This window comes from Streptomyces sp. NPDC052023 (assembly GCF_044548465.1).
Taxonomy (GTDB): domain Bacteria; phylum Actinomycetota; class Actinomycetes; order Streptomycetales; family Streptomycetaceae; genus Streptomyces.
In genome coordinates this window covers 57,202-81,399 of record NZ_JBIUBW010000021.1, presented here as the reverse complement: position 1 = coordinate 81,399, position 24,198 = coordinate 57,202, and the positions used below count along the sequence as shown (strand labels likewise).

Genomic DNA, 24,198 nt, shown 5'->3' with positions numbered 1-24,198 from the left:
AACGTGCATACAGACAATATGGTTACGAATGTGGCAGGGCAGGCCCTGGTGCCGGTCGTCGTGTCGGCCCGTGAGGGGCTGCTCGACCGTGAGGCGTACGACAGCGCGGGCAGCTCACCGGTGGAGGAGCGGGAACGGGTGGCCGTCGCCGCCTGACCGGTACTGACCGGCCGCCTGCCGCGCGGACCGTACGCTAAGCCGCATGGGTGCCGTGAAGACCAAGCGGATGCCGCGTGCGGTCCGTGAGCAGCAGATGCTGGACGCCGCCGTGCAGATCTTCGGGCAGCGGGGGTACATCGCGGCGTCGATGGACGACATCGCCGAACTCGCGGGTGTGTCCAAGCCGTTGGTGTACCTCTACCTCAACTCCAAGGACGACCTCTTCACGGCCTGCATCCGCCGCGAGGCCCAGGCGCTGTTCGCCGCCGTCCAGGCCGGTGTCCGGCCCGGCCGGTCCGCCGACCGCCAACTGTGGGACGGGCTGCTGGCGTTCTTCACGCACACCGCCCAGCACCCCGACGGCTGGTCCGTGCTGCACCTGCAGGCGCGCACCCACGGCGAGGCGTTCGCCGCCGAGGTCACCGCGGTGCGCGCGGACGTCGTCGCCTTCGTCACCCGGCTGATCGCCGAGGCCGCCCGCGAGGCACACCAGGACCCGCAACTGCCCGAGCACGAGGTCGCCGGGCTCGCCCAGGCCCTGGTCGGCGCCGCGGAGTCGCTCGCCGACTGGGCCAACGCCACCCCGCGCGTGACGGCCCGGCAGGCGACGGCGACCCTGATGAACTTCGCCTGGTCCGGGCTCGGCGAGCTCATGGCCGGGCGCCGCTGGTCACCGCCCGGGGTTTGAGTCGAGTGGTTGGACGGTCTCGCCTGGTGCGGGGTCGGTGTGCGTATGGGCTGGTGGTCGTCGGCGTCCGGGGCTTGAGTCGCGCGGCTGGGCGGTCCGGCCTGGTGCGGGTGTGGTGGGCTGATGGTGGGGCGCCGCTGGTCACCGCCGGGGGTTTGAGTCGTGCGGCTGGAGGATCCCGTTGCGTGCGGGGTCGGTGGGCTCAAGGCCGGGGGTGCTGGTCAGTGCCCGGGGTCCGAGTCGAGTGGCTGGATGGTTCCGCCGACGTGTAGCCGGTCGCCTCGGCCTAGGGTGAAACGGCCGTCCCCGGCGGCGTACTCCACCGTCGCCGGCAGCAGCACCGGCGCCCGGAACTCCGCCCGGACCAGCACCGCGTCCGGCGTGCCGTGCGCGGCGAGGCAGCGGGCGACCGTCCACATGCCGTGCGCGATGGGGCGCGGGAAGCCGAACAGGCGGGCGGTGAGGGCGTGCAGGTGGATGGGGTTGCGGTCGCCTGAGACGGCGGCGTACCGCCGGCCGATGTCCTCGCCGAGCCGCCACTCGGTGCCCGGGGGCAGCGGCTCGGGTTTCTCGGGGACGGGCGCGGGTGGCGGCACGGCGTCGGTGCGGTGCCGTGCCAGATAGGTGCTCCGCGACTCCCAGACGGCCTCGCCGCCGGCCCGCGCCTCCGTCACCACCGTGGCCTCGGTCCCGCGCCGGTGCGGGGCCAGTCCGGCGACGCGCACGGCGAGTTCGTACTCACCTTCAGCGGGAAGGGCGGTGTGGCGGGTGAGGTCGATCGCGGTGTGGACCAGGCCGAGCAGCGGGAGCGGGAAGTCCCGGCCGCCCAGCAGGCGCATGGCCAGCGGGAAGGCCAGGACGTGCGGGTAGGTGAGCGGCAGTGCGTCGTCGCCGGTGGTGGGGAACCCGCACACCCGCTCGTAGGCGGCGAGCCTGGCCGGGTCGACGCGGACCCCGGACCGGACGAGCCGGGTCAGGGAGAGGCGGGCGTCGGGCCGGGGGCGTTTGAAGGGGGAGCGGAGGGCGCCGGTGACGAGCGGGAGGTGGTCAGCCATGGCCATAACGGTTTCCCCATCCCGTCCTCGCTGCTTTACTCTTGAGTAAGGTTACCGTAGGTAAACCCAGGCGGCGCAAGGCCTCCGGGACTTTACAGGCCCGACTCCGGAGCATCTTCGAACCCGCACAACCTCCCCACGTGGGAGCCGTACCATCTGCCACCTGAGCCGCCGGGAACGCCCCCGCACGCACCGCCGGTGAACGCCTCCGTACGCGCCGCGCGTACCTCATGCAGCGAAGCAGTACCGCGCTGCAGGCCCCAGGAGCTGCCATGCCCATCTCGTACTCGTCCTCGCCCGTACCGCCCCGGACGGCGGCGGCGTCGCTGGACTACGACCCGGACGGCGGGCCGGTCCTCGCCGAGCCCGAGATACGGCGGCTGGACGGCGAGGTGCGGGAGGTGGCCGTACCACCGCTCGTGCCGCCGGTGTCGCACGGCTCGCTGGCCGACCTCCCGTTCGAGAACGCCGCCGCGGTGCCGGACCGTCCGGTGCTCAGCCGCCGTGGCGACGACGGGAGCTGGGCGGACGTGACGGCGGCGGAGTTCGCCGCGCAGGTGCTGGCCGTGGCCAAGGGAATGATCGCCGAAGGTCTGGTGCCGGGCGACCGGATCGCGATCATGGCGCAGACGTCGTACGAATGGACGCTCCTCGACTTCGCGGCCTGGGCGGCCGGACTGGTGAGCGTCCCGGTGTACCCGACCTCCTCCGTCTTCCAGACCCGCTGGATCCTCCAGGACTCCGGCGCGGTCGCCCTGGCGACGCAGACGGCCGGACAGGCCGCGGCGATCGGGCCCGAACTCCCGCATCTGCCCGGCCTGCGCCACCTGTGGGTCATCGAGAAGGGCCACGTGGACCAGCTCGCGGAGCTGGGGCAGCCCGTGCCGGACACCGAGGTCGACGTACGCCGCGGGATGCTGGGCCCGGACACTCTGGCGACCCTCGTCTACACCTCGGGCACCACGGGCCGGCCCAAAGGCTGCGCGCTGACCCACGGCAACTTCCTGGCGGAGGTCGACAACGCGGTCGAACTGCTCTACCCGGTCTTCAAGGCGCGGACGAGCGAGGAGGCGTCCACCCTCCTGTTCCTGCCGCTGTCCCATGTGTTCGGCCGGATGGTGGCCGTCGCCTGCGTGCGCGCCCGGGTGCGGCTGGGGCACGCGCCCAGCCTGAAGGCGGAGGACCTGCTGGCCGATCTCGCGGCGTTCCGGCCCACCTTCCTGCTGGCCATCCCGTACATGCTGGAGAAGGTCTACAACAACGCCCGCGCCACCGCCGAACGCGGCGGCAGGGCAGCGGCGTTCGACCGCGCCGCGAAGGTCGCCCGCCGCTACGGCGAGGCGGTGGTGGCCCGGACGAGCGGCACCGGCCCCGGCCCCGGGGCCTCCCTGAAGGCGTCCCGCGCCTTCTACGACCCGCTGGTCTACCGCCGGATCCGCAACGCCCTCGGCGGCAGGATCCGTTATGTCGTCTGCGGCGGCTCCCCCCTCGGCCGCGACCTCGCCGCGTTCTACGCGGGCGCGGGCATCGACGTGTACGAGGGCTACGGGCTGTCCGAGACGACCGGCGCGGCGACCGTGACCCCGCCGCTCAAACCCCGGCTCGGCACGGTCGGCTGGCCGCTGCCGGGCACCCGGGTGCGGATCGCGGCGGACGGCGAGATCCTGCTCGCCGGGGGCCAGGTCCTGCGCGGCTACTGGGACCCGCACGCGGGCGGGGTGGTGCCGGCGTCGCCGGACGGCTGGTTCCCGACCGGCGACATCGGCAGGCTGGACGACGAGGGTTACCTCACCATCACCGGCCGCAAGAAGGAGATCCTGATCACCGCGGGCGGCAAGAACATGGCGCCGGCGCCGCTGGAGAACTGGCTGCGCTCGCACCCCCTGATCTCCCACTGCCTCGTCCTCGGCGACCGCCGCCCCTACATCACCGCCCTGATCACCCTCGACGCCGACGGCATCACCCACTGGCGGCAGATGAACGGCAAGCACCCGGTGCCGCCCGAACTCCTCGTCGACGACGAGGAACTGCGCGCCGTTCTGCAACGCGCGGTCGAGGAGGCCAACCGGCTCGTCTCCCGGCCCGAGTCCATCCGCCGCTTCATCGTCCTGCCCACCGACTTCACCGAGGCGGCGGGCCATCTGACCCCGTCGATGAAGCTCCGCCGGGAGGCGATCCTGCGCGACTTCGCAGGCGAGGTGGAGGCCATGTACGACGGGTGAGCCACGTCACATCGGCGCTGCGGTCACATGTACGGCGAGGGGCGTGTCAATGCGGCCGGAGCGGCCGGCCTGCTCGCCGGACTCGCGGTTCCGGTGATCGGCCTGCTGGCCGGGACCGGGTTCGTTCTGTACTTCACCTTGCGCCGGGCCCGGCTCGCCGGCCGACGGGCAGCGGCCGGGGTGCGCTCGACGAGCGGGGCGATGTCGTCGAACGGCGAACAGGTCGTGCGGTACGAACGCGAGCCGCTCGGGGGGCGCCAGGCGATCCAGTACGACGTGCAGCGCGACGCCGGCCGAGTCCGTGAGGTGCGCCTCCTGCTCCGGGTCGACGCCGTCCTGCGGAGCGTCGTACGGCTGCTCGGGGCGGGTACGGCGCGAGCGCAGCACGTTGAGGCAGACGCGGCCGGCGACCGTGGTCAGCCAGCCGGTGTGGTTCTCGACGCCGGTGACGTCCGCGCGCGAGGCCCGCAGCCAGGTCTCCTGCCCAAGCACCTCACCGCGGACCAGTGGGCACGTCTGTACGACCTGACGACGCGCCCCGCCGACAGCACTCGGCCACGAGGTCGGCGAAGGCCCGGGCCGACGGGGTGAGCGCATCCCATTGACGCACGGCCCACCCGACGCTCAGGGGGCGCAGGGAGGGCAGCGGTACCAGCCGCAGGGCGCCCAGGTCCCCGCCCGCGCGCAGGCCCGGCAGGGCGGGCACCACCGCCCGGCCGAGGCCCAGTTCGGCCAGCAGCAGGGCCGTGTCCCAGTCGGCGGCACCCGTGTCGTATCCGAAGCGGACCCCCAACTCCTCGCACGCCGCGTCGAGATGAGCGGCGGACGTGGAGTTCGGGGGGAGCCGGATCAGCCGGAGGCCGGTCAGGTCCGCCGCCTCGGCACAGGGGCGGCCGGCCAGTGGATCGCCGTCCCGGACCGCCAGCACCCACGGCAGATCCACCACCGCGCGCTGCTCGATGCCGCGCACCGGCGGACCAAGGGTGATCCAGGCCAGATCCAGCTCACTGCCGGCGAGCGCGTCGAAACAGGCGCTGCTCGAACTCTCGGTACGGAACTCCAGGCTGATCCTGGGATGACGCTCCCGGAACGCGACGACCGCGTCCGCCATGAAGTGCCGCACGGTCGTGGCTCCGGTCGCCACCCGCACCGACCCGCTCTCGCCGTCGACCAGGTCCCGCAGTCGCCGTATCGCCAGGTCCAGGCCCGCGATGCCCTCGGCGGCCGCGGCCTCCAGCACCCGCCCGGCCTGCGTGGGAACCACCCCACGGGGCCGCCGCTCCACCAGCCTGACTCCGGTCTCCCGCTCCAGCCGCTTCACATGCTGGCTCACCGCGGACTGCGTACATCCGAGATCCCGGGCCACCGCACTGAGACTCCCGGCCCGGCACACGGCCACGAACACACGAAGATCGTCGAGCGTCACAACACCCAAGCTAGCACTTGGGTTTGACGTCAAAACCCTAGGATTGACTGCGAACCACGGCCTGTACGACGATCTCCTCAGGGCCCGGGCGGCAACCCGCTCCGCGCCTCCGTGGACGTCCGGACCGACAGCGGGGGAGTGAAGCGGGTGCCGACCCCGGCCGGCCGAGCGCTGGCACTGCTGAGCCGATCGGGCGCGGCCTCCATGCCCCACCCTGGTGGCACGCTGCTGGCTCACCTGACCCGCGTCCGCACGCGCCTCGAAGGCTGGGGTGCCCGCCCCGCCCTGCAACTGGCGGGCCTGTGTCACGCCGCATACGGCACGGACGGCTTCCCCTCCGGGCCACTTTCCCTGGACGACCGTTCCCACCTGGCCTCGGTGATCGGCCCGGAGGCGGAGACGATCGTCTACCTCTACGCCGCTTGCGACCGCACGGCCACCTACCCGGCCCTCGTCGATCCCGCGGCTCACTTCCGTGACCGCTTCACGGCCACCGACCACATCCCGCCGCCGGCTCTGCGCCGTGACTTCGCGGAACTGACCGCCGCTAACGAACTCGACCTGGCCGGGCATGATCCGGTGTTCCGCGAGCGGTGGGGTGCGGATCTGCTGGCGTTGCTCACCCGGCTCAGGCCGCTGCTGAGCGGGGCGGCCTGGGAGGACTGCCGGCGCGTGCTGGGCGAGGGCTCAGGGGCGGGACGGCACACCTAGCCCGGTCAGGCGTTCCTGCGGGCGATCAGGAGTGCCTGCGGGGTGGTCTCCCTGACGTTCGGGTCGGGTTCCCGCACCGTTCGGGAGTGGAGGGTGAAGCCTGTCCGGGTGAGGAGAGCGGCCATCCGGTCCGGGTCGCGGCGCTGGAAGTCCAGGGAGACCGGCCGGCCGAAGGGCCGGTCGACGCGGAGGGGGGCGTCTCCCGCCTGGAAGGCGAGGAGGAGGTGGCCGCCGGGGGCGAGGACGCGGGCGTACTCCTCGAAGAGCGTGGGGAGCTGGCCGGCGGGGGTGTGGACGGAGGAGTAGAAGGACACCACGCCCGCCAGCCGGCCGTCGGGGATGTCCAGGTCCGTCATCGAGCCTTGTTCGAAACGCAGGGCGGGGTGCGCGCGGCGGGCGACGGTCAGCATCGCCGCGGAGAGGTCGAGACCGAAGACCCGCAGGCCCAGTGAGGCGAGGTACGCCGTGACGAGCCCCGGGCCGCAGCCGAGGTCGGCGACCTCGCCGCCGGTGCCGACCAGCTCGGCGTACGCCGAGAGGAGCGCCCGCTCCAAGGGCCTGCCGATGAGTTCGTCGCGGAAGAGGTGGGCGTACTCCTCGGCTATCGCGTCGTAGAAGTGCTGGACGGTTTCCGTGGGGGTGGGCGTGTCTTCGGTCATGGGGGGTCACGGTAGTGGCCGGAGCGGGACAGCTGAGCGGTGTTTCGTCGTGCCCTCCGCCGCCCGGCTGCCCTTGGAATTCCCGGAGAATTCATCTTCGCGCGGTGGCCTCTTGCAAGCCGTGGCGGGTTGCAAGCGGTGGCCCCTCGCAAGGGGAAAGGCAGGAGCGGTGCGGGAAAAGGCAGGAGCCCCGTCGCCGGATGGCGCGGGGCTCCTTGGGTACTGCACTCGATCCTGGATCAGAGGATCAGACCGGGGTGACGTTCTCCGCCTGCGGGCCCTTCGGGCCCTGGGTCACGTCGAAGGTCACGTGCTGGTTCTCCTCAAGGGACCGGAAGCCGGTCGCGTTGATCGCGGAGTAGTGGACGAAGACGTCGGGGCCGCCGCCTTCCTGGGCGATGAAACCAAAGCCCTTTTCGGCGTTGAACCACTTCACGGTTCCGGTAGCCATAAGCCCTCCTTGGGCCCAAAGGGTTGCCCTGCTCCAGAACCAGCAAGTGTGAAGATTGAGTTCTGCACAACTGCATATGTCCGAGAACGTCGAGAGCCCGCGGTCACATGCTCCGCAGGCTCTGTACTGCAAGGGAAACCAAACTGCAACTTGCGGCGAGCCTAGCACGCGGGCAGCCGAAAGCAATAGGGGTCAAGATCACGTCACCCGGATGTTTGAACGCCGTGTCGGCGTTGACGCCGGAGGGGGGACCCCAGAAGGCTGCACCCTACCCCACGGGGTCTAGCCTCTCGATGTGGACATTTCTCGCACGCGGCCGCGCGTCGGTCACATCCAGTTCCTGAACTGCCTGCCCCTTTACTGGGGGCTCGCCCGAACGGGAACGCTGCTTGACTTCGAGCTGACGAAGGACACCCCGGAGAAGCTCAGCGAGCAGCTGGTGCGGGGTGATCTCGACATCGGCCCGATCACCCTGGTGGAGTTCCTCAAGAACGCCGACGACCTCGTCGCCTTCCCGGACATCGCCGTCGGATGCGACGGACCGGTGATGTCCTGCGTGATCGTCTCGCAGGTCCCGCTGGACGAGCTGGACGGACGCCGGGTGGCCCTGGGCTCCACCTCGCGCACCTCGGTACGCCTCGCCCAGCTGCTGCTGGCGGACCGTTTCGGCGTACGGCCCGACTACTACACGTGCCCGCCCGACCTCAGCCTGATGATGCAGGAGGCCGACGCGGCCGTCCTCATCGGCGACGCCGCCCTGCGGGCCAACCTGCACGACGGGCCGAGGTACGGCCTGACCGTGCACGACCTCGGCGCGCTGTGGAAGGAGTGGACCGGGCTGCCGTTCGTCTTCGCCGTCTGGGCGGCCCGCCGCGACTACCTGGAACGCGAGCCCGGTATCACCCGCCAGGTGCACGAGGCCTTCCTCGCCTCCCGCAACCTCTCCCTGGAGGAGGTCACCAAGGTCGCCGAGCAGGCCGCCCGCTGGGAGGCCTTCGACGAGCAGATCCTGGAGCAGTACTTCACGACCCTCGACTTCAGCCTCGGCGGCCCTCAACTGGAGGCGGTGGCGGAGTTCGCCCGCAGGGTGGGGCCGACGACCGGGTTTCCGGCGGATGTGAGGGTGGAGCTGCTGGGGTCGTAGTACGGCCGCACCCGTACGCCGATAACCCCTGCGGGCGGGGAGGCGTACGGGCGATGCCAAGGGAGCGACCTCGAAGCCGCTGAGCAGCGGACGGCCGCGAAGCGTGCCCTCCACCGCCGCGCGGCTCCACCTGACGGTGAAAGCGGGCGCGGAACTTCTCGCCGAGTGCGAGATGCGGGCGTACGACCTTCACCGCGACGGTGCGGCCGCCCGCATCGCGGCCCAGATACACGCGGCCCACGCCACCGGAACCGAGCCGTCCGAGCAGCCGGCAGGGCACGGTGGCCATGGGCTCGCCGACGCCGAGCGGCAGCATGGCGTCCGCCCTGTCAGGGATACCGGTGGCCGCCGACGTCCTCACCCCGGCCCGCCCCGCGGCGGGAGCCCACGCTCACATCGGCGTCGTGACCGTGCTGTGCTCCCCGCTCCCGAGGTGCAGCATGCCCTTGCCAGGGGCGATCGGGCCGCCCACCATGCTGCGCGTGGTCCGGATGCCGATCAGGTCGCCGGCGGACGTGTCCTGCGGGGACAGCAGCACCCCGCGGCGGGCCTTCTTCGCGTCGACCTGCCAGCCCGAGAATCCGTCGCAGATCTCCTCTTCGTCACCCGCGATGACGAACGCCAGACCCTCTTCGGTGCCGCTCTGCAGGATGCGCTTGAACACGTCCTCCGCGTCGCAGTCGTCCAGCACCTCGGCGTCGTCGACGAGTACCGCGATCGGCTGCTCCGGCGTCGCCGGCTTGATGACCTCGTCCAGCTCGTCCTCGTCGATGTCGCGACCGGTGAAGACCTGCAACACGCCCTCCTGCCCCTCCAGATCACGCAGGGGCGACGGACGGGGTGCCGCGATCACCAGGCGTACGCCCTGGGCGAGGTAGGAGCGGGCGAAATTCAGCAGCACCGTGCTGCGGCCCGACTTGGCCGGACCACCGATCACGAACGCCGGCACGCCCTGTGCCAAGTCGGGGCCGAAGGCGGTGAGCTCGTCACCGCCGACACCGACCAGTGCCCAGAGCGGGGAGCCGCTCGACGCCGGGTCACGCATCGCGTAGGCGTCCGCGAAGGAGATGCGGTTGGGCAGCACGTCCACGCGGAACGGGCGGCGGGAACGGGGCACGTCCACGTCCCGTGCGGTGGCCGCGTCCGCGATCGCGGTCAGCGCGGCAGCCTGCCCCTGACCGGACGTGTCCTCGGAGAGCAGCGCGAACTGCGTCTCCGTCGCCGTCTCGTTGCGGAAGGCCCGGCCCGGTGGGATCTCCTCCGGCACCTTGCGGGAGTTGATGTCCAGCATCGAGAAGTCGCCCCGGTCGGCGAGCCGCAGACCGTACTTGTCCTCCGTCAGCGAGGAGATCCGGCCCGCGAGCACCTGCCGGTCACCGGTGATGATCACGTGGATGCCGACACTCGCGCCCTCCCGCATCATCGTCATCAGCTGGTCGGTCAGGTCACCGTGGTCGTACTCGCCGAGCGTGGGCAGCCAGCCCTCCCAGCGGTCCAGCAGCAGCACGATGTGCGGCAGCCGCTGGTCCTCGGTGGTGGCCGCCGCCCGCTGCTCGCCGATGTCGGCGAAGCTGTGCTCGGCCAGCAGGTCCTGCCGACGGGTGAGTTCGCCCGAGAGGCGGCTGAACAGGCGGACGACCCGCTCCGTCTGGTTGCGGCCGACGACCGCGCCGCAGTGCGGCAGCCGGGTCAGCGCGTTGAGGGCGCCGTTACCGCAGTCGATGCCGTAGATGTGGACGTCGGCGCAGGAGTTCGTACGGGCCAGGGAGCCGGCGACGGTACGCAGCAGCTGCGAGCGGCCGGTGCGCGGGGCGCCGCCGACGAGCAGGTGCCCGAAGGTCGCGAAGTCGACGGCGACCGGCCGGCGGGCCTGGTCGGCGGGCAGGTCCTCGACACCGTACGGTGCTGCGGGCAGGGCGCCCTGGGCACGAACGGCCGGGATGTCGTCGAGCAGGAGGGTCTCCTCCAGGGCGGGCAGCCACGGGGAGTGCTGGGCAGGGACGGCGAGCGCGGTGTTCGCCTCCCGTACCGCGTCCACCAGCACCTTCAGGTCGGTGATCTCCTCCTCCTCGCGCGCCTGTGTGCTGGGCTTGCGCAGTGCCGGGCGCCCCAGGTCCTGCCAGGCCAGCTGACCGGCCCAGGGTGCGAGTGTCTGCGGATCGGCAGCCCCCGGCCGGCGACCGCCCACGCGTCCCGACTGGAACGGGATGAGGGACGCATGCCCCAGTCGTACGTACGCCCGACCCGGCGTGCTCTTTGAGATGTGCCCGGCGTCCGGCGCGTCGATGACGTCGCTGGACTCACCGGCATCGGTCACGCGGAGCGCGATGCGCAGGTTGGTGTTGGCGCGGATCTCGGGGGAGACGACACCGCTCGGGCGCTGGGTGGCCAGCAGCAGGTGGATACCGAGGGAACGGCCTCGCTGGGCGATGTTGACCAGACCCGTGACGAAGTCCGGCAGGTCCCGCACCATCGACGCGAACTCGTCGATCACGATGAGCAGTCGGGGCACCGGCGCATGCGAGGGATCCCGGCGTACCAGGTCCTGGTAGTCCTCGATGTCCTTGGCGTCGGCGGCGGCGAGGATGTGCTCACGCCGCTTCAGCTCGGCACCGAGCGACTCCAGGGCCCTTTCGACGAGGTGGGCGTCGAGGTCGGTGACCATACCGACGGTATGGGGCAGCTTCACACAGTCCTTGAACGCCGAGCCGCCCTTGTAGTCGACGAGCACGAAGGTCATGTTCTCGGGCGTGTTGGCCACCGCCAGCGCGGCCACGATGGTCTGCAACAGCTCCGACTTGCCGGAACCGGTCGTACCGGCGATCAGACCGTGCGGGCCGTCCTTGCGCAGGTCGATGCCGAAAGGGCCGTCGTACGACTCGCCGATCACCGCCGTCGTCGACTGGCCGCCCATCCGCCACCGCGCGCTGATCGCATCGCTCGTCGGCGGCTCCAGCTGGAGGACGTCGAGGAGGCGGCTGGCGGCGGGCAGTGCGGAGTCCTCGGTCTCACCGCTGATGTCCCGCAGGGGGGACAGCGACCGTGACAGCCGGGCGCACCAAGCGGGCGAGACGAAGTCGGGCCGTACGTCGGTGATGCGCCGGGCGCCGCTCTGCTCCACGCGCAGGCGTAGCTCCGGCACCTGGTTCCGGTCCTCGTCCGGATGCCTGGCGGTCAGGTGCCAGGCATGGAAGGAGGGAAAGGCGCCGGATGCGGCAGCGGCCTGCGGGGCTGCGGGGACGTCGTCCTCGGCACGCCGCCGTGGTTCGGCCACGACGACGGCCTGGCACTCGCCGGGCAGGAACCGCTCCTCCTCGTCGAGACAGATCGCGTAGACGGACACGGCCGGCCCCTCGCGCAGCAGCCGTACGACACCCGGCATCGAGCGCAGCCGTCGCGAGCCGTCCCACACGACGACGACGTCCGGATCGGAGAACGCCGGTCCGCCGTCGGGTCGTCCGCCGCCCTCCTTGAGGGCCTTCTGGCGGGCGTCCAGCAGCTGGGTCAGTTCGCCGACCCGGGCGCCGACCGTCTCCGAGTCCGTACCGATCAGCACGTTGACGTCCTGGCCGCCCGAGGGGCGGGCGTGCGGGAGCCAGCGGACCCAGTCCCAGCGGGGGTGGGCCTCGTTCTCGGTCAGCACGTAGAACTGCACGTCCATCGGGCTGTGCAGCGCGGCCGTCTGGGCCACGGCCCACCGCCCCAGCGCCTGCGCCGAGTCGCCCGGCCCCGCGAGGCCGACGACCCCGAGGTCCTTCAGGGGCAGGGCGACCGGTGCGTCCTCGATGTGCCAGGTCACCTCGCGCTTGTGGTCGTCCTGCTCCGGGTCGTCGAGCACCACCTCGGACGGGATGCGCCCTGTGCCGACCCGCAGGAGCAGGTGGTCGGCGTCGGTGCGGCGGCGCTCCCACAGCCGGGTGCGGGGGCCGGTGCCGAGGGTGAGGACGGCGGCCGGGTCGGGTATGGCCTGCCGTCGATCCGACCGCTCGGTGACCAGGGCGTCCTGGGCGTCCTTCTCGATCCGTTCCTTGGTCTCCTTGTACTCCTTCACCTGCTTGGCATGCGACTTGCGGCCGTGCTTCTTGTCCATGAAGTAGTTGCCGAAGAGCATGATCGGGCTCAGCACGGCCATGATCAGGTAGTACCAGCGCTGGAAGATCATCACCGATACGAAGGCGGCGACCAGCGGGAACAGCGCCATCAACCAGGGCAAGGGGCGGGCTTCGAAATCGCCGGGCGGCGAGGGCAGCCGGAACCGGGTCTGGCGCTCGGCGGGGCGAAGGCGTGGGGGCCGGTTGTAGTCGAGGCCCGTGCCGTCCTCGGACCACTTGAGGGCGGCGTTGGGCGGCGCATAGGCGGTGAGCTCCAGCAGGCTGTTGCCCAGGGCGAGTTGGGAGCCAAGAGGCCAGGAGTCGCCGTCCAGTGGCTCACCGTCGAGACGCACGGCGTCGCCGGATTGGTCCCTCTTGCCCTTGCCGTCGTGCTGGTCGTGGACGGCGATCCGGCACGTACCGTCGATGGCGATGGACAACGTCGCCGCGCGGTCGCTGAGTTCGGGATCGTCGACGCGGATCTGCATGGCGGGCCCGCTGCCGATGTCGTACCGTCCGACTCCCAACCGGTGCACGGCACCAGCCCCCGGCCCGCCGACCACACGGAACTCCACGACTCCGGTCGGCTCGCCCATCAGGCATCCGGCCGGATCGTGCAGACTGACAACGGCGCCTTCGCGCAAGGGCGATCCGGCGACGGTGGCGGCGGCGTCAAGGGCGTACCCGTCGACGTAGGCCTGAGGCACACCGCCCTGCGGGCCGCGTTGCCCGCCGATCGGAATGACCTGGGCACCGTCCCCCAGACCGATCTGACGCGCCAACTCCCGCGTGATGTCGCCGACGCTCGACTCCGGATCGGCGTCGAGCACCACGTCGGCGGCAGCCCCGCCGATCGGATCGACGACGGTCAGGCTCAGGCGCACGTTCGTCCTCCTCGCTGGGCTGAGGCCGCCCCCCGGAACGCTTCAAGCAACGAAGTGACCTTAGCCGCAACGCCTTTCGCCCGTGCATGGGGATGTGCACGAGTTCACGATCCGGCCGCACAACTCCCCTGGGATCCCAACGGCCTCACCCGTAAGATCTTTGCTCACGCGGATGCGACGGCGGACGGCCGAAGCGCCGCTGGATCGGTGCCGTGGGGGGCAGGCCTCCGCGACACCCACAACGGGAGGGAGGCGTCATGGCCAAGGGCAAAGACGCAGATATCACATATTCCGAGATGGACAAGGAAGCCGGCAAGCTCCTGAAGGACATGCACCGGCTCCACGGCGAACTCGACAGCATCGACGACCGCATCCGCGCCCTCGTCGAGAACGGCTACACCACCCAGAAGGGCTCCGCCGCCTTCGAGGAGTCCTTCAAGGACTTCACCAAGGGCGCCAAGAAGGCCATGGAGGGGCTCGAGGGCATGTCCGAGTTCCTGAAGAAGGCCAAGGAGGCGTACGAGCAGCTGGACGTGCAGCTGGCGAACAGCGCCAAGAGCAGCTGAGTCAGCCCGCAACGTGCGAGTGACGCCCGGCTCCCGTCGCTGAGCACACGGGAGCCCGGCGTCAGCCTACCCATAATCGATCTGCTCACCGCGACGGAAAGTAGAATTTACCCAGGTTCACGCACTTCTCGGATTGATGTTCTGAATGGATCCGTCAGTCAGCATCGCCCATCCATAGGCTCCCAGCGAATTCATCGATCGTGTCTGAGTAGACAGCCATTTGCCCTGGATCGCTCCACACCATATACAGACAGAGGTCCACACCGGCACCTGCAACTCGCCACCCGAAGCGCACACTTGCCATAAGCTGGCCGTTGACGGTGGACCAGAATCGCGTACTCCGGAGACCTTGTCCGAGCCGCTCCGTGGTAAATGTCTCCACTTCGACCGGTCGGACTGCACTTTCGGCATCGGCCTGGACGATCTGCCGTAGAGCGGGACCCGCCTCTCCCTCGCTCGGTGCCATGAGAACAAAGGCCGGGACCGGCGTACGCTCCGGATCCGGCATGAAGAGGAACGCCTGTTGCGCGGGCGTCAACTTGGGCAGGTCAGCGACAAAGGCCGCCAGCAACTTGCGCAAGTTCTTGACACGTCGTCGTTTAGGGCTTTCTTCGTGTGCACTCAGGACTGCGAGAGCGCACATCTCTGCCCACTCCTCACGCTCCGCGTCACTGTTCCAGTGCATGGGCGTGGGAAACCATTGCAGGGTCTCTGAGTCGGTATTCAGCAACTTCATGAATGGCTCCAGCGGAATGTGGTCATCACGGCATCAAACAGGTCAACCAAGATCGCCGCAAACTCACCGTCCGGCTGACCATCGGCGATGGTACTGAAAGAGATGGTCAGCCACTTCGGTGGGGCTGAGTTAGGTACGTTAAGAATGTACTCGACTCGTCGGGAAGGAAATTCGACGTCCTTGTCCGAATCGGCCTGAGCAACACCGTCGATGCGGAATCCCGCAGCACCGTCCATGATCACGCTATCGCTCTGAGAGGCGTCCGGACGCAGCGAACTGAGGACGATGGGAGAGTCAACTTCCAGAGTCAGCGTAGGGAACGGCTCACTGACGACGAAGGAAGCTGGGAGGGCCAGTCCGTTGATGCGTTCCACCGGTAGGTACAGGTCCAATGCCCGGGCATCACGCGCCTGACGAGCGACTCTCTTGAGTCGCTTGATCAGTTCCATCCGAGCTTTGGTCAGGTGATCCCGAGGAATATCATCCGGGATCTCCAGCATGGACCCGTCCGCGATGCGCTTGATCGCCTGGCTGGTTCCGTCGCGGAGAGGAATTCGGTCCCATCCGGGTGGCGGGACGATGGTGTAACCGATAGGAACCACGGCCTCGGCTTCCATGGCCTCAGACACGTCGGACCCTTTCCCGGAGCGTGGAGCCGACCACGAGCAGCGGTGTAACAGCTGAGCCGACGACCCCCACCCAGTAACTTGTGACGATCGCTGGGAGCACCAGCATGAAGGAGAGTCCCAAGGAATGTGTCAAGCCTGCCGGGCGGTCGCGGGCGATGGGGTTCTGGAAAAAGATCGCCACAAGGCAAACGATTGCCGCTGATACGACGCCACGTTGTAGCCATACCCAGGCGGGACCGAATGCCTTGGGGATGACGAATGCTCCGCCCACATAGACCATGAAATACAAATAAGGCACAATGATGCACAAGCGTGCATATGCCACCATTCCGCCGCCGAGTCGGTTGATGAGCGAGTTGGATGTGCTCCCTTGCGATGGCACGTGATCCTCAACCCCTTTCGCGAGCGTTCACCATGAGGAGCCGACGGGGGGCTTCCATGTGTTCTCTTTCCATTCGTTATAGCCCTCGCTCGACCATTTGTCAGGAATCACGCCGCCCGTTGCGGTGGAGGCAGCGCTCCAAGCGTCGCTCTGGCCGAAAATTTTGTCGGTGGCGTCGCTTGCTGCTCCCACGTAGACGGCTCCCATCGACAGACCGTACCCGATGTGTGCCTTCGCGGTATTGCCGACCGCAGCCCCGGGGAACGCCGCCTTGTTCTTGGTGAACTGCGCATAATGAGCCGCTAGTTCGTCCTCGCCGAGATGCGCCCATTTGGCCGCCGGGCTTGCCTCAGGAAGTTCCTTGGTCACGCGCCCGGCGCTGTCAGAGATCTTCTTCCGCGTGAAGTTGAGGAGATCTTTGTAGAACTTCTTGGCACCTTCGTCGCTAGTATTGGCAATGGCACGCTGGAGCGAGTTCATCATCGACTTGTGTGCACCCAGGCCGGCCTTGAGGCCCGCGGTACGACTGGCCGTGGCGGTCAGCTTCGTTGCTGCGTTAGCTCCCTTGAGGGCGGATAGTCCGGCTCGGCCGATACCCATGGTGAGCAGCCCGACGGAGTCCATGACCACTTCCATCCAGCTTGCTTCACCAGAGATTGCCAGCACCGTTCTTGCGAATAGAATGACTCCGCCCAGGACCAATGCGAGTGCATTCAGGCCGGGAATGAACAAGGCGACGACGCCAACAATGGTGGCTATCCATCCCAAGGCATCCAGCACGATCTTGATCGTTTTGATGTTGTCGTGTATCAAGCCTTTGAAGTTCTCCCAGGTGCTGTCCTCAATCACATCGTCTAGCTGGTCACGGATCTTTCCAGCGTGATGACGAGCGCGCTCGTCGCGATCTCCCTTGATACGGTCGAGCTGGACTCGGAAGTCGCGGAGGGGGTCGCCCCCAGCGCCGCTCGGAGAAGACGAAGGGGTGCCGTCGCCCCCGGAACCCTTCTTGGCCTTGTCGGCGTCCTGTTCCTCCTGTTCCCTCTTGGCATTTGCCAGTACCTTGTCGGCCTGGGTCTGAAATTCCTCAAGATCGTTAGCCCAGTTGGTCAGGTGTCCGTGAACTCGCTCATAGCGGCCCGCGACCTCTCGCAGGTGCTTCTCGAGCCCGCCGGCCTCTTCCTTGAGCTTTCCTGCGTACTTTCCCTTGAGTTCGTTATCGTCACTGATTCCGCGCAGTAGCCTCGCTTGCTCGCGTAGCGAACTCGCTACGGACTTCATATGACGTACTTCAGCTCGAATCTCTTCGGGATCGCCTGGCACTGGATCGGATGGCGCCAAAGGGTCCCAGTTGCGGGGGCGCGACTTGGAGTGCTCGGTCACTTTTTCTTCTCGGCCTTTCGAAGTTCACTGGCCATCTGTGCGTCGAGGCCAGTGAATCCATCGATGGTCGCTTTGACGAGTTCTCCGACCGTCTTGACGCTTTCCAGCATTTTCCCGCGGTAGTCGTCCCAGTTGTTCACAAACTCGTCCATGGCTCCCGTTATGTCATGGCTACCCCAGTAAGGGCGCAGATCTTCCTTGCGATTGTTGAGGTTTTTGAGTTCTTTCTGGATGCTCTTCAGGAGGGTCTCCGACTCAACTAGGAGGTCCACGTTGACGATAAGGTCAGCGTCGTCTGCCACGACCTCGCCCCTTTCGTTGATAAGGAATTTCATAAAATGCAGATCGAGACCATTCGCTGATTCAACCAGTCGCTGTTGATCGCGCGCTCGCCAAAGGGTACGTAGAATTCGGCGCCCTATTCCGGGCTCCGCCGTGAGGACAGCGGTTTGGCGGTGGTCGTTCCTGAGAGTGGAAGCCAGGGACGTTGATCGCAGCGTTGGCCTATACCGGAGTACTGGAAGCGACTCCTACGCCGCCGCTCGGTAACGCCTTTGCGGTCAGTGATGGAGTCCGTGTCATAGCCAGCCTGCTCTGCCGCGTAGGCCAGCTCACCAGGGCAGAGTGCGCCGAGGCCCAGCGTCTGGGCGGCTCTGCCGGTGCATAGAGCCACAAGACGTGACCTACTCATGGGCATTTCTCAGCCTTCTTCTCTTCGCCATCGGACACGCTCGATCCACGCACCACGCCATCTCCCCCATAAGCTGCCGTTCGAGTCGGGTCGGGTAGGTAGTGCCGCCGGGTTGCTGGTGGCGGTCCAGCCGCTGTCGGCCTTGCAAACTCCCTCAGCATCTCAGCTCCGTGGTCGGCACCGGCAGTCTGGTCGATGGACCCTTCGTCCTCGCTGACACAGGCCGTCAGCAACTGCTTGGCAGCCACATCAGCCTCGGGCGAGGCGACGGGCAGAGAGCGGCGCTTCACAGCTGACTCCCTCTGAGACCGACGTTGGCTGACGGTAACCGCGGCGTTCCCGGTCTCGCCAGAGCGAACTTTCTCGAAACGCGGGCGAGTGCAGGTGTATGAACCCTCGTCGACTGTCGTCCGTTTGGACCAGGGAGCGCGCGCAATGCTCAGCGGCTCAGCGGTTCACTGACTGGATCTCCTGGACGGTGACGGCCTGGTCGGCGCCGAAGGTGCCGTCGGGGAGGTCGCCGCCGGTTCCGCCGGTGCCGGTCCAGGTGATGTCCCAAGTGACTGTCGCCTGAAGGTTGAAGGTGCCGTTGCCGGAGGAGCGCAGGTACTTGAGGCCGCAAGGCGGGATGCGGTCGGCTTTGCCCTTGGCATACGGCTGGCCGATGGAGCCGTCGTCGTTGAGCGCGCACTCGCCGGAGGCGGGGTATGTCTCAGCGTCGGACGTGCCGGGCTCCAGTCTCATCGAGACCGGTTTGGCGGTCGTGGTCGCCTGGATGGTGAATCCGCCGGCGTTCAGCTGGGCGGTGACGGAGACTTCTCTGAACGTGTTCTTGTCGAGCCAGGCCCAGGTGGGGAGGTTGACCTTCGTGGTGGCTGCTGGGGCGAGGGTCACTTCCGTGGTCGGGAGCTGGATCTGGTTGTATGCGAGCTCAGCCAGGATCTGGGGTGTCACCGCGTTCTCGACGGGGGGTGCGTCACCGTTCTCCACCCAGAAGGGGGCTTCGTCGCAGAGCTGCGCCTCGGGCTCCATCCAGCGGTCCTCGTCCTGGACAGCGACCCAGAAATTTCCCTCGTCCTTCTTGTCCAGGTTGTAGTTCTCGTACTTGCCATCCTTGTACTCGTCCCGGAACATGCCGACGGAGGTCTTCGCGTAGCTGTGCTGCCCGGGGGTGTTGACCGTCTCGGTGTACATGTCCTCCACGTACTTCGCGAACTCCTCAGCCGAGCGGGGCTCGTACCAGCAGGCCGGCGGGGTCCAGTCGCCGACCGGAGTCACGCCGCCGGAGCCACCACCACTACCCTTGGTGCTTCCGGAGTACGTGATCTTGGAGACCAGGGTGTTTCCGGAACGCCCGCCGCTGCTGTCGATCTCGGACTCCGACTCACCCGGTCCCTTTGCGTGAGCGCTTCCGGTCAGTGCGCTGAAGGCTATGACGAGTGCACTGACACCGGCGGCGCGGCGGCTCAGGACGCGCATGTCTTGTCTCCCCGCTTCGACACCACGTTGGTCGTCTGCCACACGCCCTTGCTGCTCTTCTTCAGCTGTGTGCTGTAGGTGACGTACGGGCTCTCGCCTGAAGGTGACTTGTCTACCTTGCCGGTCTTGCGGTCCTTGTTGTAAGCCTTGCTCTCGTCCGCGCAGTACACAACCGCAGCCGTGTCCTTGTCGGCGACTTTGATGTCTGGGTTGAAGTAGCGCGTGACGCCGGTAAAGCTGAGGTCCTCGTCGAGCCAGGCCTGGATCCACTTCTGGGCGCTGACGAGGGCGCTGCCCTGGCGGTAGTACGCCACGGCTGCTGAGTCTGTGTCGCCGCGGAGGATGGCGTCGTCGACGGCGTTGACCGTCGCGGCCACGTCGGACAGTACGGCGTCTTCCGCGGGATCGCCCGTCTGCCAGTTCTCGAACTTGTTCTCCACGTCGTCAGGCAACTTGATCACGGGCCGGTCATCGGGACCAGAGGCCGTGGCACTGGGCGGCGACGATGCCGGGGCTCCCGAATCTGCACCTTCGATCCTGTCGTTGGTGCCGGACTGTTCGTTTGCGCCGCCACACGCGGTCAGCAAGAGTGCTGCCGAGGTGGCGAGCGCGACTGCGGTGGGCAAGGTGCGGCGCTTCACTGTGAACTCCCCGTGAGACAGACGTTCAGTCTAGGGACCGAAGGTATCGGTGGGGCTGCTCGATGCGCTAGGGCGAACTGCCGCCGTGCACATAGCGTTTGTGAACCGACCGTCACGAGTCAGGGCCCGTGTTGTATTGCCCTGTGGGGTGGGGACGCGGCTGAGCGGTGGTTGGCCTTGAGCGCGGAGGGATGGCGTCGGCAGCTCGGCCGGCACTCCCGCTCGGCGCGTCTGCGCGCTCAATTGGCTGTCGACGTCCTTGGACATTTTCCTGAGGTTCTTGGCACCGAGGTAGCGGGCGTACCCGCAGGGAGCGGCGCCCAGTTGGCGTCGGAGGAACTCCTGCTCCCGCGACGGCGTATTGGTGTCCCTGCTCGGCGACTGGGGATGCGGCAGCAAGACGCCTTGGCCTGTACGGCGCCCTCGCCACACTCGTCTGCGGCCTCATCTCTCGGAGGCGGTCCAGGACGGCCCGACCGTGATCGTGTTACGGGCGCTGAGGGCGAGCGTGAGTGTGGTGTAAACGGAAGAGTGGGTGTTCGTGATCACTTCACTTGCATTTCGCCGCCTTCGTCTCGACGAACACCTTTGACGCCTGCCACAGGTCCGTGCCGGTGGGGAACTTGACCATCACGATCTTGTAGTAGTCGAAGTCCTCGATACTTGGGTTGGTCTTGAGGACCTTGTTGGTCTTGATTTCCTTGCCGAAGAACTTGCCTGAGTCCGCGCAGAATGCCACTTCCACAGACCTTCCGTTCATCGCGGACCGTGTGGTGGCGTCGTAGTGGCGCAGTGTGCCGGTAGCGGTCCAGCCGCCTTTGATCCAGGCGTCGATCTGCGTCTCCGCGTAGTGCAGGCCGTCGCCCGTGGCGTAGGTGGTCACGGCCGCGTCCTTGGTCGTGCGCTGGTCGACACCTCGGTAAATGCCGCGCAAGAAGTTTGCGGCGTCGTCCATCGCGGCTGCGTCGTTCTTGTCGGTCGGCTTGTTCCAGTCGAAGACCAGGTTGATGTCCTTGGGCAGGGAGACATCCACACCGTCCGGCTCGTCATTCGGAGGTGCTGCCGGGGCTTTGGTGGACGCCGTCGGCTCCTGCGCTCCCTGGTCGGCTCCGGCGTTTCTGTCGTTGGCGGTGGACTTGTCGTCCTCGCTGCCACAGGCCGTCAGCAGCAAGGTTGCGGCTGCAACTGCGGCGAGCGTGGCGGTGGGCAAGGTGCGGCGCTTCACGGTGGTCTCGACTCCCCGTGGGGCTGAAGTCCGGTCAAGAGATCTGACGAGAACGAGCCAGTTCCTTCTCATCAGCGGTTGACGGACTGGATTTCCTGGACGGTGATGGCCTGGTCGTTGCCGAAGGTGCCGTCGGGGAGGTCGCCGCCGGTGCCGCCGGTGCCGGCCCAGGAGATCTCCCAGGTGATGGTGGCCTGGAGGTTGAAGGTGCCGTTGCCGGAGGAGCGGAGGTATTTGAGGCCACAGGGTGGGGTCTGGCGGGACTTGCCCTTGGCGTAGGGCTCGCCGATGGAGCGGTCGGAGTTGATGGCGCATTCGCCGGAGGCCGGGTAGGTCTCGGCGTCCTCTGTGCCTGGTTCCAGTTTGAGGGCCACGGGCCTGGCGGTGGTCGTGGCCTGGAGGTTGAAGCCGGGGGCGTTGATGGCCGCGGTGGCCTGGACCTCGTTGAAGACTGCCTTGTCGAGCCAGGCCCAGGTCGGGAGGTTCACCTTGGTGGTGGTTTCCGGAGCGAGGGTGACTTCGGTGTCGGGAAGCTGCATGTGCTGGTAGGCGAGGGCCGCGAGTATCTCAGGGGTGATGGCCTGTTCGTACTGGGCCGGTGGGGGCTCGCCGTTGTCGACCCAGAAGGGGAGGTCGTTGCACGAGCTCCGCTTCAGAATGTCGGGCTCATTCGGATTCTCGACGGCGGCCCAGAACATCCCGTCGCCGTCTTTTTCGACGTTGTAGTCCTTGTAGCCGGGGGTGTCGGTCCAGCCGTACTCGTCCTCGTAGTGGCGTTGCAGTTCGCTGAGTGCCGCACCCGCGTGACCGCCCATCCCGGGCGCGTTCATCTGGCTCTCGATGTCCTTGGACATCTTTTCCTTGAAGTCCTTGGCGCCCAGATAGGGGGCATACCAGCAGGGCGGCGGGGTCCAGTTGACGTCGGAGGAACTGACGTTCCCGCGGCTGCCGTCCTTGGTGACGGATCCGGAGTACTGGATGCGTGCGGCGGCGTAGATGCCGGTTGTGTCGCTGCCGCCCTGCTGGTCGGTGCTGGAGGTGTTGTCCGGCAGTTCCGTCGCGTGGACCGGCGAAGCGAGGCCGAAGGTGGCGACTGCCAGGATCAGGGCAACGGTGCCGGTGCTGAGACCCGAACGCAGTGATCGGTTCACCGGCACTTTTCCGCCTTCGTCTCGACGAACACCTGGGACGCCTGCCACAGGCCGGAGCTTGTAGGAAGCTTCACCATGATGATCTTGAAATAGTCGAAGGCATCGATGCTGGGTTCGCTCTTCAGAATCTTGCCGGTCTTGACTTCCTTGCTGTAGAACCTGGTCGAGTCCACGCAGAACGTGACCTCCACCGCAGTCCCGCTGGGTACGGACCGGGTGGTGGCCTGGTAGTGGCGCCGGATGCCTGTGGCTGTCCAGCCGCCGTCTACCCTTTTCTGAATCTGGGTCTCCGCGTATCGCAGTCCCTCACCCGTGGCATAGGCGGTGACGGCCGCATCCCTGGTCGTGCCCTTGTCGACACCCCGGTAAATGGCCCGCACGAAGTTCGCGGCATCGTCCATCGCCGCTGCCTCGTTCTTGTCAGCCGGCTTGTTCCAGTCGAAGACCAGGTTCATGTCCTTGGGCAGGGACACATCCACACCGTCCGGCTTGTCCTCCGCCGGTGCTGCCGGGGCTTCCGTCGACGCCTCCGGCGTTTTCGTTCCCTGGTCGGCTCCGGCGATCTTGTCGTTGTCGCTGGACTTGTCGCCCTCGCTGCCACAAGCCGTCAGCAGCAGTGCGGCAGCCGCCAGCGCGGCGGCAACGGGCAATGTGCGGCGCTTCACAGTGGACTCCCCGTGAGACAGATGTTCAGTCAAGAGCACTGACGGTATCCGGGGGGTTCCCGGTTTCGCCAGAGCGAACTGCGGCAGGGCGTGTGGCCCAGCCCTGAGGCACAGGGCGGTTGTTCACCTTGCGGAGCGAAGGCGACTCATCCCAGTTTCCGGTTCTGCGCCTTCACCACCGTCGTCGACAGCTTTCCGTCGCTCGGCTGCCCGTTGGCGATGGCGAGGCCGTTGACCGAGAAGTAGACGGCGATGACGTCAGCCCGGCGTACGGCCTGGGTGTGGAGGGTGTGGGACGCCCCGCTGAAGGTCATCGTGGACTCGAAGGCGATCGTCTCGTCACCGGCGGGCGCGAGGGGATCCTCCGCGGCCACCGTGTCGTACGTGCTGGTGCTGTCGCCCGCCTTGGCCGTGAAGCCGTCGCCGCAGGTGTCGACCGCCTGGGACAGCTCGGCCATCGTCGTCTCCGCCGCGCCGTCGGCGTAGGTCGTCAAGGTGATGTACGTGGCCGCGCCCTTCATGCCGTCCGAGACATACCGCGTGAGGTCGGCCGTCGGGTCGCCGAGGGGGAGTTGATTCATGGCGTGGGCCAAGGGGGCGCAGGCCGGCTTGTCGACGGTGACCTCGTCCGGGGACTGGGCGAAGACGAAGTTCTCATCGACCTCGGCGACTGCCGCCCCGGTGTCCGACTTGGTGATCATCAGTTGCGCCAGGCGCTCGCTGGGGGAGATCTGCTTCGCGCGGGTGGGCGACGCCTCGGGGGCGGCGGACGTGTCGGAGCCCTCGTCGGCTGAGCACGCGGTCAGCAGTACGGCAGCGGAGAGCGCGATGATGGTCGGTGCGGTGCGTCGCATGGGTGTAACCCCCGTGGTGTGTCGGTGCGGTCGAGCGCGATGAGGGCGAGGTGCAAATGGGCCGTAGCCGACGCCTCCGTCCGACGTGGCCGGCGTGATCGGCGTCGTCGAGCACCTCGCGGCAGGCGACCAGAGATCATGGCACGCCGCCCACGCCCCCACGTGAGCGAACCGTGCAGGGGTGGTGGTCGTCCCGTGACGGCTCACACTCTTCGCTCGCGCACAGCGACCGGGGAGGGCTCATACGCTTCGGCAACCTGGATGAATTACCTCAAGTGGGCAGGGCTCAAGCGTGCGTTCGTTGCGGTC

The 24,198-nt window shown here is 67.8% G+C and carries 21 protein-coding genes and 1 pseudogene; 6 read left to right on the top strand and 16 right to left on the bottom strand.

Translation table 11 applies throughout. From position 1 onward, the window contains the following. Window positions 1–30 precede the first annotated feature (30 nt). Window positions 31–156 carry a hypothetical protein gene (locus ACIHCM_RS31075; RefSeq protein ID WP_399903287.1) on the top strand — a complete coding sequence of 42 codons (126 nt, stop codon included), beginning with the start codon at window positions 31–33 and terminating at the stop codon, window positions 154–156. Window positions 157–202: 46 nt separating this feature from the next. Then, on the top strand, window positions 203–847 hold the full coding sequence (locus ACIHCM_RS31070; RefSeq protein WP_399903105.1) for a TetR/AcrR family transcriptional regulator: 645 nt from the start codon (window positions 203–205) through the stop codon (window positions 845–847). A gap of 221 nt (window positions 848–1,068) precedes the next feature. Here ACIHCM_RS31070 and ACIHCM_RS31065 read toward each other — a convergent pair whose 3' ends face one another. Then, window positions 1,069–1,902, bottom strand: a complete 834-nt coding sequence (locus tag ACIHCM_RS31065; RefSeq protein ID WP_399903102.1) for a MaoC family dehydratase — start codon at window positions 1,900–1,902, stop codon at window positions 1,069–1,071. A 272-nt stretch (window positions 1,903–2,174) separates the two neighbouring features. Between ACIHCM_RS31065 and ACIHCM_RS31060 the strand changes: the two genes are divergently transcribed. After that, window positions 2,175–4,124: an AMP-dependent synthetase/ligase gene (locus tag ACIHCM_RS31060; protein WP_399903099.1), complete on the top strand. Its 1,950-nt coding sequence runs from the start codon at window positions 2,175–2,177 to the stop codon at window positions 4,122–4,124. Window positions 4,125–4,255: 131 nt separating this feature from the next. On the opposite strand, the pseudogene ACIHCM_RS31055 reads toward ACIHCM_RS31060, so the two are convergent. Together ACIHCM_RS31055 and ACIHCM_RS31050 are read right to left on the bottom strand one after the other, a co-directional pair. Further along, a pseudogene (locus tag ACIHCM_RS31055) lies at window positions 4,256–4,607 on the bottom strand (RNA polymerase subunit sigma-70); the annotation flags it as partial. 10 nt (window positions 4,608–4,617) lie between these two features. Then, window positions 4,618–5,550: a LysR family transcriptional regulator gene (locus ACIHCM_RS31050; protein ID WP_399903097.1), complete on the bottom strand. Its 933-nt coding sequence runs from the start codon at window positions 5,548–5,550 to the stop codon at window positions 4,618–4,620. A gap of 204 nt (window positions 5,551–5,754) precedes the next feature. On the opposite strand from ACIHCM_RS31050, the gene ACIHCM_RS31045 reads away from it, so the two are divergent. Beyond that, the gene (locus ACIHCM_RS31045) at window positions 5,755–6,261 is read left to right on the top strand and encodes a DUF6817 domain-containing protein (RefSeq protein WP_399903094.1); all 507 of its coding nucleotides are present in this window, start codon (window positions 5,755–5,757) and stop codon (window positions 6,259–6,261) included. Between the two features lie 5 nt (window positions 6,262–6,266). Here ACIHCM_RS31045 and ACIHCM_RS31040 read toward each other — a convergent pair whose 3' ends face one another. After that, complete coding sequence (locus ACIHCM_RS31040; protein ID WP_399903091.1) at window positions 6,267–6,920, bottom strand: class I SAM-dependent DNA methyltransferase; 654 nt, start codon at window positions 6,918–6,920, stop codon at window positions 6,267–6,269. Between the two features lie 247 nt (window positions 6,921–7,167). Continuing rightward, a complete protein-coding gene (locus tag ACIHCM_RS31035; RefSeq protein WP_189701348.1) occupies window positions 7,168–7,371 on the bottom strand; it encodes a cold-shock protein in 204 nt (67 codons plus the stop codon). Window positions 7,372–7,666: 295 nt separating this feature from the next. Here ACIHCM_RS31035 and ACIHCM_RS31030 point away from each other — a divergent pair, with 295 nt between their 5' ends. Beyond that, window positions 7,667–8,515 carry a menaquinone biosynthetic enzyme MqnA/MqnD family protein gene (locus ACIHCM_RS31030; protein ID WP_399903087.1) on the top strand — a complete coding sequence of 283 codons (849 nt, stop codon included), beginning with the start codon at window positions 7,667–7,669 and terminating at the stop codon, window positions 8,513–8,515. A gap of 391 nt (window positions 8,516–8,906) precedes the next feature. On the opposite strand, the gene ACIHCM_RS31025 is transcribed toward ACIHCM_RS31030, so the two are convergent. Continuing rightward, the gene (locus ACIHCM_RS31025) at window positions 8,907–13,490 is read right to left on the bottom strand and encodes an FtsK/SpoIIIE domain-containing protein (RefSeq protein ID WP_399903084.1); all 4,584 of its coding nucleotides are present in this window, start codon (window positions 13,488–13,490) and stop codon (window positions 8,907–8,909) included. Window positions 13,491–13,747: 257 nt separating this feature from the next. On the opposite strand from ACIHCM_RS31025, the gene ACIHCM_RS31020 reads away from it, so the two are divergent. After that, window positions 13,748–14,056 carry a WXG100 family type VII secretion target gene (locus ACIHCM_RS31020; protein WP_399903081.1) on the top strand — a complete coding sequence of 103 codons (309 nt, stop codon included), beginning with the start codon at window positions 13,748–13,750 and terminating at the stop codon, window positions 14,054–14,056. A gap of 154 nt (window positions 14,057–14,210) precedes the next feature. On the opposite strand, the gene ACIHCM_RS31015 is transcribed toward ACIHCM_RS31020, so the two are convergent. The 10 genes from ACIHCM_RS31015 to ACIHCM_RS30970 form a co-directional block, all read right to left on the bottom strand. Next, complete coding sequence (locus ACIHCM_RS31015; protein ID WP_399903078.1) at window positions 14,211–14,792, bottom strand: hypothetical protein; 582 nt, start codon at window positions 14,790–14,792, stop codon at window positions 14,211–14,213. Further along, complete coding sequence (locus tag ACIHCM_RS31010) at window positions 14,789–15,421, bottom strand: hypothetical protein (protein ID WP_399903076.1); 633 nt, start codon at window positions 15,419–15,421, stop codon at window positions 14,789–14,791. Before ACIHCM_RS31010 ends, ACIHCM_RS31015 begins: the two co-directional genes overlap by 4 nt. A gap of 409 nt (window positions 15,422–15,830) precedes the next feature. Continuing rightward, window positions 15,831–17,183: a hypothetical protein gene (locus ACIHCM_RS31005; RefSeq protein ID WP_399903073.1), complete on the bottom strand. Its 1,353-nt coding sequence runs from the start codon at window positions 17,181–17,183 to the stop codon at window positions 15,831–15,833. Next, the gene (locus tag ACIHCM_RS31000; RefSeq protein WP_399903070.1) at window positions 17,180–17,485 is read right to left on the bottom strand and encodes a hypothetical protein; all 306 of its coding nucleotides are present in this window, start codon (window positions 17,483–17,485) and stop codon (window positions 17,180–17,182) included. The genes ACIHCM_RS31005 and ACIHCM_RS31000 overlap by 4 nt, the downstream gene beginning before the upstream one ends. An 836-nt stretch (window positions 17,486–18,321) precedes the next feature. Further along, a complete protein-coding gene (locus ACIHCM_RS30995; protein WP_399903067.1) occupies window positions 18,322–19,353 on the bottom strand; it encodes a hypothetical protein in 1,032 nt (343 codons plus the stop codon). Beyond that, on the bottom strand, window positions 19,341–19,994 hold the full coding sequence (locus tag ACIHCM_RS30990) for a hypothetical protein (protein ID WP_399903064.1): 654 nt from the start codon (window positions 19,992–19,994) through the stop codon (window positions 19,341–19,343). Before ACIHCM_RS30990 ends, ACIHCM_RS30995 begins: the two co-directional genes overlap by 13 nt. Before the next feature lie 550 nt (window positions 19,995–20,544). Beyond that, window positions 20,545–21,219: a hypothetical protein gene (locus ACIHCM_RS30985; protein WP_399903062.1), complete on the bottom strand. Its 675-nt coding sequence runs from the start codon at window positions 21,217–21,219 to the stop codon at window positions 20,545–20,547. A 71-nt stretch (window positions 21,220–21,290) separates the two neighbouring features. Continuing rightward, entirely contained in the window at window positions 21,291–22,370 is a 1,080-nt protein-coding gene (locus tag ACIHCM_RS30980; RefSeq protein WP_399903059.1) for a hypothetical protein, read from the bottom strand. Further along, window positions 22,367–23,035, bottom strand: a complete 669-nt coding sequence (locus ACIHCM_RS30975; RefSeq protein ID WP_399903271.1) for a hypothetical protein — start codon at window positions 23,033–23,035, stop codon at window positions 22,367–22,369. Before ACIHCM_RS30975 ends, ACIHCM_RS30980 begins: the two co-directional genes overlap by 4 nt. A gap of 146 nt (window positions 23,036–23,181) precedes the next feature. Then, entirely contained in the window at window positions 23,182–23,889 is a 708-nt protein-coding gene (locus tag ACIHCM_RS30970) for a hypothetical protein (protein ID WP_399903056.1), read from the bottom strand. Window positions 23,890–24,198 lie beyond the last annotated feature (309 nt).